Below are 14,069 nucleotides of genomic sequence, written 5' to 3' on the forward strand. Positions count from 1 at the left end.
TGATTTAAAATAAAGAGTTCTATATCACTGTTTCACTAATGCTATACAAATTTAAAAACGTAAGATTTATCATTCGTTATCCAAAACAGATATAAATTTTTCAAAAACAGACTTAATGAAATAAAAATAGCTGTAAAATATAAACGCGCTGTAAATCGGCTAGATTTGCAGCGCATCCAGCACAAAAAAATACAGACAGCCTAAACTGCCTGTATTGAAATCTAAAAAAAAAATCAATTCTGCACTACGTAAGAACTAAACCCTTTAACAGCAAAATCAAGACATAAATTAAATGCTGCCTGTCCGCGCAGCTGAGCAGTTCCGCCCATAAGGATGGAGGATAGTTTTGCCTCATCATCTTTATATTTCCTTACATTCTGAAAATATCCCGTCACGCCATTATAAGCGCCAAAAACAGTTCCTTTTGTAGTATCAGTTTGCTGTGTGGGATGGCTCATAGCATATTCAAAAACATTATCTACCATATTATTAAAACAGGCCGATAACTGCTCATTTCTTCCTTCCTGCAGTTTTTTCAATACTTCCCTGCTGGGTGCCATTGCATGCTGGATAAGTTTTTTAACTTCTTTATCTGCTATGCGGCTTCTTGTCCAGTAATTAAAAACGGCTTCAATACTGCCAGCCATTGTATCACAAATACCCATTACTTTATGCGCCTGCGCCAACCTGTCTTTTCCATTTGAAGTATGGCGAATACGCACCGTATTGGTTTTAGACTGCATGGCTGCGTTAAGTGTGTTGGCGCATACAATTCTAATTGGAGTAAAAGCTGCCGTAATGCTCCCGCTTCCGTCATGTGAGGTGGTAAGGAAAAGATACTTTTCAATCAGATCATCTTTTCCTACGCGGATATAGTCAGGCAGTTTTGCAGTGATAAAAATTTTCTCGCCATTTCCCAAAGCCCCAGCGGTTTCGTATAAAATCCCGTCACCGCCCACTATACTGTCAAAAAAAGAAAAAGCATCCCTGTTCTGCACGATATGGTAATCTTTTCCCACCACACCAAGCACCGTATCATTATCAGTGCGTACCGTACTGCAGTAATCTGGTATATCAAGCCTCCCTGCAGTAATAAAGTCCTGCGTTACAATTGGAGCAGAAGGCGTAAAAAGCCTTCTTTTCTCCACTTCAAAATCCAATCCTGCATGCGCTATTGCTTCGGCGCTTGTCGGGTACTCTTCCACTAACTGCCCAAGATTGTGCCATGGTTTTTCCTTCACGCTGAAAAAACTGTGTCTCCCTGTCTGATCATTAAAATAAATATGATGTGCCATGATTTCTGATTTTTAAGTTAAACATTCATTAAAAAGGCACTTCTTCTCCAGCCTTATTATTTCCCTTCTTAACAGCACTTCTGCTGTTTCCCTTCTGCACTTTAACCGCACTTTCATCAGCATCAACAACTGCTTTATCACTGCTTCTTTTTGCAAAAGCAAGAATATTGATTGCATTAACATGAAAATCAATGCTTCCGATCGGATTGCCTTCATTGTTGATATACACATGCATACCTAATCTTCCATTTAAAAGCACCACCGCCCCTTTTTTAATCCACTGCCCCGCTTTCACAGTAATCCAATAAGAGCAGTTAATAAAAGTCGTCACCTGTTTAAATTCTGAATCTCCTGCTGTCTTATAACGGTCATTAACCGCTATACTGAAACTCAAAACTTCTTTTTCTCCCACTCTGCGCACTACTGCATCTGCCGTAACTCTTCCTGTAATTTCCATAACTTTAAAATTTAAAAATGAATAAATATTTAACCACCGATTAACACTATGAATAGTTTTAAATCATATAAAACATAATCAGTAACGATTGATCCGCTGTTCCCCTTACTCCCGCTCCGCTCCCTTAAAAAAAATTGTTTTCAAAAGAAAAAACGAAAAAAAAGAAAGCAGAGATCAAGCGGTAGTTAAAGGATGCGGAGTGCTATAAGTCCCGAAGGGCTGACGCAAGGAACTGGAGTCTGTTATGCGCATGCAGCAGACAGCTGGCGCTATCTTGGCTGCCCTTTTTAGCCGTTTTGAATGAAAACAGTACATTAACAAACGGCTCTTTTTTAAACAGTATTCACGCTTACTGCCATTCAGACAAGCATATTTAAAATCCAGCCTTAAAATAGAACCAGTCCTGAAAGTCTGAAACAATATGCGCCTTCAAGTATCTGCTCGCCGGAAAAGGGTTAAAAAGCCGAAAACTAATTTTCGGCTTTAGCATGCTTCCTGCTTTTCAGGCGTTTTTTAATCTGATACAGATTCTCATTGAGAAGTTTCAGAATCTTTTTGTGATGCGGTGACGATTTATTTTTATTTCCCCTGCACTGCACGATTTCCAGTGAGGGCAGCGCCACTTCTATAGTCTCGACAGGAATATTTTCATATTTAGCCGAAAGAATAAGCGAGCTGCTCTTTTTATAATATTCATTTGTAAATACGCAGTGGCGCAGCGTATCGCCCTCGTTGAGAAAATCACGCACGCTTTCTATTACATTGATGCTGAGATTTTCCTTTGTGAACTCCAGTCCGAAGAACTGCTTCTTATCCTGCTCATAAGAACCCTGCGCCTGCTGTATTTCAGCCCGAAGCTGTTTAATATGCAGGCGTCTCTGAATAATGCGTTTCCTGTCCACTAGCCTGTCATGCTCCTGCTCTAAATTTTCGGGGCAAACATTACTGGCGTTATTCAAATCCTTTTTAAACCATCTGAGCAGACTGATGTAATCTTCCCACATGGTAAAATCTGTTATCTTATAATTGTTCTTCGCGCAGGTTTTTACCGCCTGCCAGTTCTTTATGATATACTGCGAGTGCGACACCAGATAATGATGCAGAAAATCGGTCTGACCATTCTTCAGCAGTGTTTCAGCATGCGAATCTTTAAGCAGCGCCGTAAAAAGAACCTGCGGTGCTATGCCGTAAAATTTTCCTTTGAAACCGTTTCTCTTAATCACAGGAAGTGCCTTTGTGCAGGAATAAATCTTAAAAGGATTGATGCGGTATTTGGGAGAACTTTCAAAAGTTTTAGGTTTAATTTCAAGAGGGCTGTAATATTTCCATGCATCAGAACTGCTTGAAAAAACATTGGTGCTCAGCGAAAGGGTGCGCACCTCCCCTTTTGGATTAATCCAGTGCTGCATGACTTCCTTATGAAAGTAGGTCGGCAGGAATTTCTTTTTCATGTTCATGTGCGAACACATGATGCGCACAACCTGAAATCCGCCGCAGACCTGCAGCACTGCCCAGTATTCTATTTCCTTAAAATGCGACTGATTGTAATGCTGCATTCTGAGTTTCCCCCTGCACGCCGTGCAGTTCATGTACTTCTGACAGCAGGCTTTCTGCGCATCAGGTTTCCAAGCATGCGTGCACTGCAGACAGTGGAATTTTCCCCTAGAGAGCACGCCCCATTTCAGGAATATATTTTTCTCCGCCCACAGCTGCATCTTATCCGTTACAGGAGCAAGGGCTGCGCTCAAACCTGAAATCTGCTTTTCGATGATGGTTTTAGGTATCATAGGTCAAAGAGCGTTAAGGTTTGCGGCTGTTTTTTTGATGCATGAGCGACTTTTTTGGGAACAGCGGTATTCTGCACAGCGGCGGCAGTCTGTTCAGGAGAAGTATTCTGCAGAGCGGCACTGTTTTCATCAGCAGAAATGCCCTGCGCAACCAAACTATCCTGCGCAACGGAAATCTTTTCCTTAACTGAAGCATCCTGCGGCACTTCAGGAGCGGCAGTAAACAAATCATGTTCAGCAGACTGTCTTACAACAGCTCTGCCGCTTACAGGCAGCGGCTTTCCGATGGTATCATCGGTGTAATACTTAACAGCCATGTCAAATATTTCCTGATTGTCAAAGGCGCACAGCCCTGTCTTTTTTACCTCTCCAAAGATGTAATTGATACAGCTCTCCAAATTTTTGGATTCTTTAGCGTAATGCTGTGCAAAGTCTCCGTCACTCTGCGCTGTCTGATTGAGGTAATTTTCAATAGCGGTCTTAAATTGGTCTGAACCTTTCATAACTCATTTCTTTAGGCTTAAACATCTACTCGCTTCCCTTAAGTCCCGCTCCGCCCTAGAAAACTGTTTTCAAAAGAAAAAACGAAAAAAAAGAAAGCTCAGATCAAGTGGCCGCTAATGGATGCGGAGTGCTATAAGTCCCGAAGGGATGACGGAAGGAAACTGGAGTCAGTTATGCGCATGCAGCAGACGGCTGCCACTAACTTGGCTGCCCTTTTTGTCCGTTTTGAATGAAAACAGAACCTTGTACGAATATATTGCAATTGATCTACCGAAAACTAAAAAACAGATTTCGTAAACAAATTCTCCTAAAATTATCATTTACTGCAATAATTAAAAAGAAAAAAAGATACTTAAGAAGAAAGGACAGATTAAGGAGAAGTTATAAGAATAACTAGGAGCAATACATTCTAAAAGTATGACGAAAGTAAATTGAATAGGTTATGTATATGTAATAGACCTCTTGTTATAATTGCTTATAATTTTGATTGTTAAAAATGAAAAAAAAATTATCTATGTTAACTTTTAAAGAAATTCTTTTTATTAAAATATTCAAATCCTATATCTTATAATTTCATATTTTTAAATAAACCTTATACCAATACCCAACAGAAACTTAGCAATAAACTCCTCGAAAATACTGTCATAAAAAAGCGAAAAGATTTTTACTTATATTTTTATATTATAAATCAGTGTTATTATTTTCCTACGTATCTTAGCATTTTAAATTAGAAAATGGATTTAGTAAGTAAGTTTTGGGGATTTTGCCATACACTCCGCCACGAGGGTGTTGACTATAGTGACTACATAGAGGAACTCACATATTTAATTTTTTTAAAAATCGCTGAGGAAAAGAGAATTATGATTCCATTAGGTTGCTCGTGGAATGATCTGATTATTCATGATAAAGAAAACTTATTAATTAAATATAACGAGGTACTAAATGAATTAAGTACAGAGAAAAGTATTTTAGGAAATATTTTTAGCCAACCAATGGCAAAAATAAGAAGTTCACAAAGTCTTAAACGGCTATTAACACTAATTGATCAAATTAATTGGTCAACCTATAATGAGGATGTTTTAGGCGCCATGTTCGAAGGCTTGCTAGAGAAAGCTGCTAATGAAAGTAAGAAAGGTGCAGGTCAATATTTTACACCTCGTCCATTAATTGATTCTATTGTGAATGTTATGCAACCAAATCCATTTGAAAGCGACACATTTAAAATGTCAGATGTTGCGTGCGGTACCGGAGGATTTATAATCTCAAGTTATGAATGGTATAAAAAAAATAAAGACCATAAACAATTATCGAAAGAACATAGCGAAAAATTGATTAATGAAACGTATTTCGGTCAAGAGCTCGTTATAAGGCCAAGAAGAATGGCACAAATGAATCTATTTCTACATGGATTAAATCCAAGTATAAAATTAGGAGACACTATTTACGAGCCATTCGACAATATACGCTACACTTGCATCCTGACAAATCCCCCTTTTGGCAACAAGGGTTCAAATCAAATACCAGAAAGAAAGGATTTCCAAATCAAAACAAGCAATAAACAACTAAACTTTATACAACATGTTTTAAGTAGTTTAGATATTAAAGGACGTGCTGCAATTGTTTTACCGGACAATATTTTGTCAGACGAAAAAGCCGTTGAACTTTGGAAAATCTCGTTTACAAAATATAATATACACACTATACTAAAGTTACCTAATGGCACATTCTTGCCATATACAAATGTTAAAGCTGTTGTGATTTTTATAGAAAAAGGCATACAAACAACAGACACGTGGATTTATGACGCTAGAACAAACGTCGAAAGTATTACTAAAAAAGGCAGACCACTGACTCATAATCACTTTAAAAATTTTCTAGATTGTTATGGATCTAAACCAAATGGTAGTTGTCCTAGTAGAAAATTAAAATCTGACATAAGATTTCGTAATTTTAAAATTGATGAAATAAAAAAGCGAAATTTTAACCTAGATATAAACTGGATCGCCGACAATCAAAATTTAGAAAACGAATATTTTGAAATTGACGACATTACAAATGATGCAATTATTGAACTTGAATCAATTATTGAAGGACTTAAAGAATTGTCAAATATGTTAGATGATACCGATGAATAAAATTTTACCTAGGCATTGGGAGTTAATTGAGCTTGGTGACTTCTGCAACATGTTTTATGGCAAATCTCTATTAACAAAAGAGTTGGTAAATGATGGTTTTCCAGTATATGGTGCAAATGGCATTATTGGAGCTTTTTCAGATTACATGTTTGAAGATTCGAAATTACTTATCTCTAGTAGAGGATCTATGAGCGGAATAACGCATATTACATTACCAAAATCGTATGTCACGTCAAACTCAATTGTAATAGAATCATTAGTTCCCAAAATTACTAACGAATATTTAAAATTCGCAATAGATTCAACCGAGAAAAATAATATAATAACTGGATCGGCTCAGCCGCAAATTACAATTCAGAATTTAAGACGGCTGAAAATTCCTATTCCACCAATTGACGAACAAAAGCAAATAGTTAGCTTACTTAACAAGTCATTAAATAAAATTGACTCATTTAAAACAGCCCGCGAATCAATACCCCAAGCTATAATACAAATTAGGAAGAAAATAATCGATGACGCTGTCAAGGGCAAATTGTCAAGAAATTTTCGTAACAAACTTGTCAATTATAAAAAAAGCTCAGAATTAGTTGAAGAATTAATATCTATTAGAATTAAAGACAATCCAAAGGTAAAACTCAGTAAAAAAATTATTCCTAACTCACAAAAACTACAAATTCCTGAAACTTGGACTTGGTCAAAATTGATAAACATAGCTGATGTGGTTGGCGGTATAACGAAAGGAAAAAAAATCATAAGTAACGAAACAATCCTACTACCGTATTTACGAGTTGCGAATGTTCAAGACGGATATTTAGATTTATCTAGCATCAAATATATTGAAGCATTACCCGCTGATCTAAGTAAATACAAATTACAAAGAGGAGATATTTTATTTACTGAAGGTGGTGATAGAGACAAATTAGGAAGAGGTACTGTTTGGAATGACGAAATATATGATTGCATCCATCAAAATCATATATTTAGAGCCCGAACCAACCCTAATTATATTAATCCTTACTATATCGGAATTTATACTAAATCAGAAACAGCCAAAGAATATTTTTTCAACAATGCAAGTCAAACAGTAAACCTTGCCTCTATCAACTTGACAGCCCTATCTAATATATCTATACCTATTCCGCCTATTGATGAGCAAAATTATATTTGTCAAAAAGTAAATAACTTATTGCAAGAACTCATTAAAATTTCAGAAAGCCACAATAAATTTTGCGGACTATTAAATCGTATTGAAAGATTGATTTTTGTTAAAGCCTTTAACGGCGATTTCTCTTATAGCAATGTTCACGATAATGACACAAAACATTTGATTGAAAATATTAAGGATTTTGCTGTTAATTTTAAAGCTAAAAGCCAAAGAAAAAACCTTCCAAATCATAAGGAACAAAGCTCTGAAAATAAAGAAAACTTAATAAAAGTTCAAAACAATATAAGTATGCTTGTGAAAAATGTAAACAGTAATACATCAAACACTAAAATTAAATCAAACAAACAGATGAAAGTTAAACCTGTAGAAACTTACAATGAATTGATTGAATGTCTTGAAAAACTTGGAGGTGAGGCATACCCCGAAGCTCTCTTAATTGCAGCTTCATTGGAAGATGATGTAGATTTATTTTACGATTTATTAAGGGACGCAAGAGATAACGAAATAGTGATTGTACCTGTTGGGCATATTGGAAAAATTAAAAAGATTAGAAATGAGATTAATTGAATTGAATATCAATAGTCAATGGAAAAATCTAGCTGGTTTTTCAATCAAATTTAATTCTAACAATGACATAGTTGTTCTTTTAGGTAAAAACGGATCGGCTAAAAGTAACTTGTTAGAAACCTTAATCAAAATATTCCGAGACGTTGATTTAAGAACTCCTAGTCTATTTTCATACACTTTGGCATATAAAATTAACGGAAGTGTAGTAAATATAGAGGCCGAAAAAGGAAAAGTTGTAAAAGGAAAAGTTGATAATGTACCAGTTTCACATTCTGACTTAAAAAATTCTTGGACACCCAAATACATAGTAGGATATTATTCAGGAGCATCAGATAGATTTGAAGAAATTTTTCAAACCCACGATAAAAATGCTCTAAAAAACACTTTGCATCCTATTAAACCTGGTGAGAAGCTTTCTTTTAGAAGCTTTATATTGGCCAGACCTGTTCATGGTCTTTTTGCACTTCTTTCATTCTATTTATCATTTGATAAGGAAATTGTTCATTTTTTAGAAAGTTATCCTCGAATAGAAGACTTTGATTCGGCGCTTATCACAATAAAAAAACCTAGCTGGGCAAAGAAAGGTGCATCCGCAGATGATTTCTGGGGCGCGAAAGGCCCCGTGGGTGACTTGTTAAATAGCATTCTAAAACACAGTATGGCTCCATTTACCAGAAAGGTTGTCGTCAATACTGATTTTAGACGTCGAGAAACACGTGAACTTATTTTTTTACATCTGCCAGATCTTTCTTCTTTGCATAATCTCTCATCAGAATATGGAAGTGATCCAAGATCATTTTTCCAAGCGCTAGATACCATGAGATTAAGTGATCTTATTGAAGATTTCAAAGTAAGAGTTAAAGTAAAAGGAGCTAACTCAGCTATACATACTCGACAGCTGAGTGAAGGTGAGCAACAGTTATTAACAGTTCTTGGATTAATGAGGTTTACGCAAGATGCGGAGTCACTTTACATCCTGGACGAACCTGATACCCATCTTAATCCAGCATGGGGGCTAGATTATCTAGAAAAACTACGCATAATTGGAGGAATTAATAAAGATAGTCACACTATCTTAGCAACTCATGATCCATTATTAGTTGCTGGATTATTAAAAGAAGAAATTAAAGTTTTATCACGATCTGATGATGGAAAAATAACCGCAACCCAACCTGAAGATAGTCCACGAGGAACGGGTGTAGCTGGAGTATTAACAAGTGAATTGTATGGTTTGGAAAGTCAGCTTGATAAATTTAGCTTAAAGGTATTAAAGAGAATATACGAAGTTTCATTATTAGAAAATTATCCCCAAAAGAAAGTGCATTTAATGCGACTAAGAAAAATTGTCCCTGGATTAAACGCGACAGACATCTCTCCTGACCCATACAGAAACATCGCTAAAATAGCCTATAAAGAAGCCGTTGATTTAGTCATTAATTCGGAAAACATTAGTGAAGTAAAAATTAAAGCAATTGAGAAATTATCTTCAATGCTTTACAAAAAAGCAAGTGAAATATGATTTATATAAACCCCACTCTAATCAAAATTCCACATGAATGGGAGAAACAAGCTTCAAAACTTAAAAAAGAATTATATTTAAAAGATATTGATCAAAGAACTGCATTTATAAACAGCAAACGTGAGGAATCATGGGGACATCCAGACATTTTAAGTTCGCTTCGAAAAATAGTTGGGAACAAGTGTTGGTATTCGGAAGTTGACCTTACAGGTGCTGATCCAAATATAGATCACTTTCGTCCTAAAGGCAAAGTTCGGGAAATAGATATAGATTCATTAAAAATATCTAAAAATGAGTCAGTAGGATATTGGTGGCTTGCTTTCGATTCTGGTAACTTTAGACTATCAAGTATGCATACTAATCAAAGAAGGGTTGATGAAAATACTGATGGCGGTAAGTGGGACTTTTTTCCCATTGATGGAGAGCGCGCAAAAGAAAAAACTAAATTGACATTAATAAATGAAGCAGTTCTACCTTTTGATCCGTGTTCCGCTACGGATGTTGCATTAATGTGGTTTGGACCTGACGGCAAACCTGGATTCAAAGACTGGAGAAGATCGCCAACATTGCATGAAGAGCGACGTATGAAGGTGACTGTTTGGCTATTCCACTTGGATAAAGTAGAATTAGCTACGAAAAGATCAAATGCAATGGAGGAAATTAGACTTGCATTGCAAAGTGCTGATGCTATCTATCAAATATGGATGCAGAAAGGACAAAATTCTACCGACCAAGAGAAAAATTATTTTGATAGAGCCCTCGCTGATATAAAGAATAATGTTTGTGATGAAGCTCCGTTTGCTGGTGCTAAAAGATGTGCTCTGCAAATGGCTAAGTCTGAATACTTGTGGATGGAAGAATACTTTTGAAAATAAAAATCAAAGCATTTTCAACTACATACATATACTTCTATTTAACAACGGTGGTGAATGAAGTATAAAACAGTAATTGAAATGGAAAACTTATTACATACATTGGAAAAGAAAAACAGCGGCAGGGAAATTAACGGTAAAACATACGATGACATGCCTGATTTTGAAGGGGTTTTAGCTGATACAGGATATTAATTCGTGAAACCCGCTAAAATTTCTAAAGCAGATCAATTATTGGCAGTAGCTCATAATTGGACAGCACCAACAAAAATATAAGCGATTTTAAATTATATTTTTATGCCATTTAGCTAATTTCGAAAAAATGATAATAATGATAAATTATATATTTTTGAATCCAAAACGATAATTATTGAATGAAAGACATTGCAGATAAAATAGTTGAAACCATTAAGGACTACAGAAACGGGGACGGAATTTTTTTAGATAGTAAATACGTTGTGAATTGGGCAAATCAGTTTGGGGAAGATGCTAAATTTGTATTGGAAGAAATAAGCCACATACTCCCGCAGGTCTACATTTCAAAGGAGAAAGCAAAACTTTTCATAGATGGGCATATTGAGGCTTTAATGAAACGATTCAATTATTCCAATATTTCTGATTTTTTAATCAATACTGAATTTTTAGATTTGCAACTGCCTCATAAAAGCCAACCTGCAATTTTGGATATACTGGAAAATCTACTGAATGAAAAATACGGGGAATCTTATATAAAATACAAAACTTTTCCTAAAATAAATTACGTATATTTTGACGATATTTTAGCTTCAGGTAGCACAATAGGTAATCATTTAGTGCAATGGCTACAAGCTAAAAATGGGGAAAATGTAACAAATGCGGAAAATGTTCTAAATGATAATTACCAATTATCCGTAAATTTGTTCGGATTGCATAATTGGGGAAGATCGTTTCAGGAATACAGGCTCATGAAAACATTTGAAGATAAAATCAGCAGAAAAATCGGATGGTATTACAATTATGAGATCCAAAACCACGCTAGATTCAATAACCAATCTTTGAACGTTGCTTTTCCGACTGATGAGCAGCCGACAAATGTAAAGTCTTATCTGGCAAATTTAACCGCTGAAAAATACGAGAGTTATGCTTACCGAAAGCCAAATCTGCCCACTATCGAGCGATTCTTCAGTTCTGCTGAAAATAGAGTCCGATATGAGAATATTTTGCTTCAGAAAGGAATTTCTATTATTGAGATGATAAAAGGAGAAATAAAACCTAACATAAGGCCGTTAGGATTAATTAATCCCAGCTACAAGACTTTTGGTCTGGGGACTCACTTCTTTACCTGGAGAAATATTCCCAACAACAGTCCGCTGGTCTTTTGGTGGGGTGTTGACGATCATGCCTGGGTTCCTTTATTTCCTGTTGCAAATAGAGGTTAATATTATAAAATTGTTTTAATTTGCATTATGAAAATTAGCGAAAGAACATACAACAAAAATGAAGTAATTACTTTTAGTAAAACTACTGGCAAATTTGGAGGTCTTTCAAATATGGCTCCCGGATATTCTTTATTTGTAAATGAAACTAATATAGCCAATACTGAAATTTTATATCAGGCTTGCAGGTTTCCTCTTTTTCCTGCCATTCAGGAAGAAATAATTTCTGTAACCAATCCTATGGACGCAAAAGAAATCAGCCGTAAGCACCACCAATTTACCAGACAGGATTGGGAAATAATAAAGTTTGACGTGATGCGCTGGTGTCTGCAGATTAAACTGATTCAGAATTTCAGCAGATTTTCTGATTTACTTTTGAGCACTGGGAGCAATACAATCGTCGAGTTCTCAACCAAGGACAGCACCTGGGGAGCAGTGCCTGTCAATAAGAATGAATTGAAAGGAAAAAATGCTCTTGGAAGACTATTGATGGAGATTCGTGAAACCCACTTGAAAAATTCTGTGGAATTGGAATTTATAAAACCTTTAAATATTCCTGCATTTTTACTTTTTGACAATCCAATTGACAAATCATACAAACCCGACTTTGTAATTCATGACCTTGATGATATCTATGCATACTAAATAAAACTTTTCAAATCAAAAATTAATCAGTTTTTAAAGCGAATTTCTTTTTGATTTTTTCTAAATCATACAACATTTTTTCTCTCCCGATTGTTTTTATGGCTTCGATTGCTTTTTCATGGCAATTCTTTATTTTCTCACCGCTCTTACATGGGCATAATCTGTTTCTGGTAAGATCTTTTTTATTAAGTATGTGCTCAAGAAAAACTATTGTGTCCTCAGCTGTTGGAATTTTTAAATCTTCAATATAATGTTGGATTATTCCATCAACATGATGTTTGTATTCCTGTCCTGCATATTTATTTTCCTGTAGTTTGTATAACTGATTTGCAAAAAAAGGATATATTTTTTTTGCAATAAAATCTCTTAAATTAATTCCGTGTCGGCTCAGCAATATAAGATTATTATCGAAATCCAGACAGCAGATCCCATTCTCAGAAATATGCCAGTCGATATCACGCGGGATTATCTCGCTCATTTCTATTACTATAGGCACGCAATACGGATATGATTCAGGAACTACGATTTTGATGTCAAAGGTATTCCAGTAGTTACCTTTGACATCACATATATCCAATTCTCCAGAAATTATCCAAATTTTGTTTTTCCTATTTCTTCCGTAGCTTAGTTTGGGAAAGTATTCTTTAGTCTCACCAAAATCGCGCTCAAATAGACTAACTTTCTTTACTAAATCCATAAAAAGGTTTACTTGCAGCTGCTATAGGAGCTAAATTATTGATGTTGCGGTCGAAATTTGGCATTGTCGCTTTATGCTTCAGTTGAAGAACACCTTGTAGATCAGTAGCTATATAATCTTGTTTTTTAAGAAACGATAGCCAGGCAAAGTCAAATTGTGTGTAATTCCAATTGTCATCCTGTATTCTAAAGATATAACGGTCATTCTCATTCTTTGTTCTTTGGCTAACGGGCGTAAAAAATTCTGACAGCTCGGGAACTTCTTTTTTTATATGGTCTCCAACAACTATCCCATTACTCACTGCGCTTGACTGCATCTTGCTGGCTAAACTTGTATGCAGACTGCAGGTCGTTACCTCGCTTATCTCTCCAATACCAGCCATTCCCCATACTACATCGCGATCATATCCAAGATCAATACCTATCCTGGTGTATATATCTTCAATCCCCTGTTCATTAAACAGTTCTTTTAGATCTGTTTTCACAAAATATGTAAAAATCCCTGCAAACTGAAGTGCTCTTTTCACAGAAAGCTGTGTCGATGTATTTTTATCTCCAAAATACACAAATAAACCATCTCCCTGAAGTCGATGCACATAACCTCCAAAAATCAGACAGGTGTGTATTGCCGCTCGCTGGATGGTATTGGTAATAATCCAAACTGTCTGCGGAAGATAACGTTTAAAAAGATTGGTAGAACCTTTAATATCGACAAACATTGAAATAATATAATCGTTCTCGATGTTGTCGGTATGCTTTAAATGTGCGTGATCTGGATGAAGGCCCAATTTTTGATTAAAATCCGGCTTTAGTCCGAGTTCGCTCGCAAAGTTTTCTAAGCTCGGAAGCAGGCGTTCTTCCGGAACAGCAAGTCCTAGTGCAGCAGCATCGAACGCTTTACGCAGCTCGCCTTTAGCAGGATTCCAGCTTTCATTTAAATTTTTAAATTTAGGATCTGCTGCCATTGCAGCTTTTACTGTCGAAAGGTAATCTTCAAAAATTTTCATATATA

At 35.8% G+C, this 14,069-nt stretch carries 13 protein-coding genes; 7 read left to right on the plus strand and 6 right to left on the minus strand.

Annotated elements, in window-relative coordinates:
- Nucleotides 1–233: 233 nt before the first annotated feature.
- From BSF42_RS18715 to BSF42_RS18730, 4 genes are all read right to left on the minus strand, one after another.
- Nucleotides 234–1,295, minus strand: coding sequence for a DUF932 domain-containing protein (locus BSF42_RS18715; RefSeq protein ID WP_095954626.1), 1,062 nt, complete (start codon nt 1,293–1,295; stop codon nt 234–236).
- Nucleotides 1,296–1,323: 28 nt separating this feature from the next.
- Entirely contained in the window at nt 1,324–1,752 is a 429-nt protein-coding gene (locus BSF42_RS18720) for a single-stranded DNA-binding protein (RefSeq protein WP_095954627.1), read from the minus strand.
- Between the two features lie 470 nt (nt 1,753–2,222).
- On the minus strand, nt 2,223–3,539 hold the full coding sequence (locus tag BSF42_RS18725) for a PcfJ domain-containing protein (protein ID WP_095954628.1): 1,317 nt from the start codon (nt 3,537–3,539) through the stop codon (nt 2,223–2,225).
- Nucleotides 3,536–4,042: a Cas9 inhibitor AcrIIA9 family protein gene (locus BSF42_RS18730; protein ID WP_095954629.1), complete on the minus strand. Its 507-nt coding sequence runs from the start codon at nt 4,040–4,042 to the stop codon at nt 3,536–3,538. The genes BSF42_RS18725 and BSF42_RS18730 overlap by 4 nt, the downstream gene beginning before the upstream one ends.
- Before the next feature lie 735 nt (nt 4,043–4,777).
- Here BSF42_RS18730 and BSF42_RS18735 point away from each other — a divergent pair.
- The 7 genes from BSF42_RS18735 to BSF42_RS18760 all read left to right on the plus strand — a co-directional run bounded on the left by BSF42_RS18735 (nt 4,778) and on the right by BSF42_RS18760 (nt 12,361).
- A complete protein-coding gene (locus BSF42_RS18735) occupies nt 4,778–6,178 on the plus strand; it encodes an N-6 DNA methylase (protein WP_095954630.1) in 1,401 nt (466 codons plus the stop codon).
- Nucleotides 6,171–7,910 carry a restriction endonuclease subunit S gene (locus tag BSF42_RS18740; protein WP_172426722.1) on the plus strand — a complete coding sequence of 580 codons (1,740 nt, stop codon included), beginning with the start codon at nt 6,171–6,173 and terminating at the stop codon, nt 7,908–7,910. The genes BSF42_RS18735 and BSF42_RS18740 overlap by 8 nt, the downstream gene beginning before the upstream one ends.
- On the plus strand, nt 7,897–9,429 hold the full coding sequence (locus tag BSF42_RS18745) for an AAA family ATPase (RefSeq protein WP_141248484.1): 1,533 nt from the start codon (nt 7,897–7,899) through the stop codon (nt 9,427–9,429). The genes BSF42_RS18740 and BSF42_RS18745 overlap by 14 nt, the downstream gene beginning before the upstream one ends.
- The gene (locus tag BSF42_RS18750; protein WP_095954633.1) at nt 9,426–10,298 is read left to right on the plus strand and encodes a hypothetical protein; all 873 of its coding nucleotides are present in this window, start codon (nt 9,426–9,428) and stop codon (nt 10,296–10,298) included. Before BSF42_RS18745 ends, BSF42_RS18750 begins: the two co-directional genes overlap by 4 nt.
- Nucleotides 10,299–10,358: 60 nt before the next feature.
- Entirely contained in the window at nt 10,359–10,496 is a 138-nt protein-coding gene (locus BSF42_RS22535) for a hypothetical protein (RefSeq protein ID WP_172426723.1), read from the plus strand.
- A gap of 179 nt (nt 10,497–10,675) precedes the next feature.
- Nucleotides 10,676–11,719 carry a hypothetical protein gene (locus tag BSF42_RS18755; RefSeq protein WP_095954634.1) on the plus strand — a complete coding sequence of 348 codons (1,044 nt, stop codon included), beginning with the start codon at nt 10,676–10,678 and terminating at the stop codon, nt 11,717–11,719.
- A gap of 27 nt (nt 11,720–11,746) precedes the next feature.
- Complete coding sequence (locus tag BSF42_RS18760) at nt 11,747–12,361, plus strand: NADAR family protein (RefSeq protein ID WP_216360292.1); 615 nt, start codon at nt 11,747–11,749, stop codon at nt 12,359–12,361.
- Between the two features lie 22 nt (nt 12,362–12,383).
- On the opposite strand, the gene BSF42_RS18765 is transcribed toward BSF42_RS18760, so the two are convergent.
- Together BSF42_RS18765 and BSF42_RS18770 are read right to left on the minus strand one after the other, a co-directional pair.
- Nucleotides 12,384–13,058 carry a hypothetical protein gene (locus BSF42_RS18765; protein ID WP_095954635.1) on the minus strand — a complete coding sequence of 225 codons (675 nt, stop codon included), beginning with the start codon at nt 13,056–13,058 and terminating at the stop codon, nt 12,384–12,386.
- Entirely contained in the window at nt 13,036–14,064 is a 1,029-nt protein-coding gene (locus tag BSF42_RS18770; protein WP_095954636.1) for an adenylate/guanylate cyclase domain-containing protein, read from the minus strand. The genes BSF42_RS18765 and BSF42_RS18770 overlap by 23 nt, the downstream gene beginning before the upstream one ends.
- Nucleotides 14,065–14,069 lie beyond the last annotated feature (5 nt).

It is taken from the genome of Flavobacterium sp. ACN6 (genome assembly GCF_002304005.1).
Lineage (GTDB): Bacteria > Bacteroidota > Bacteroidia > Flavobacteriales > Flavobacteriaceae > Flavobacterium.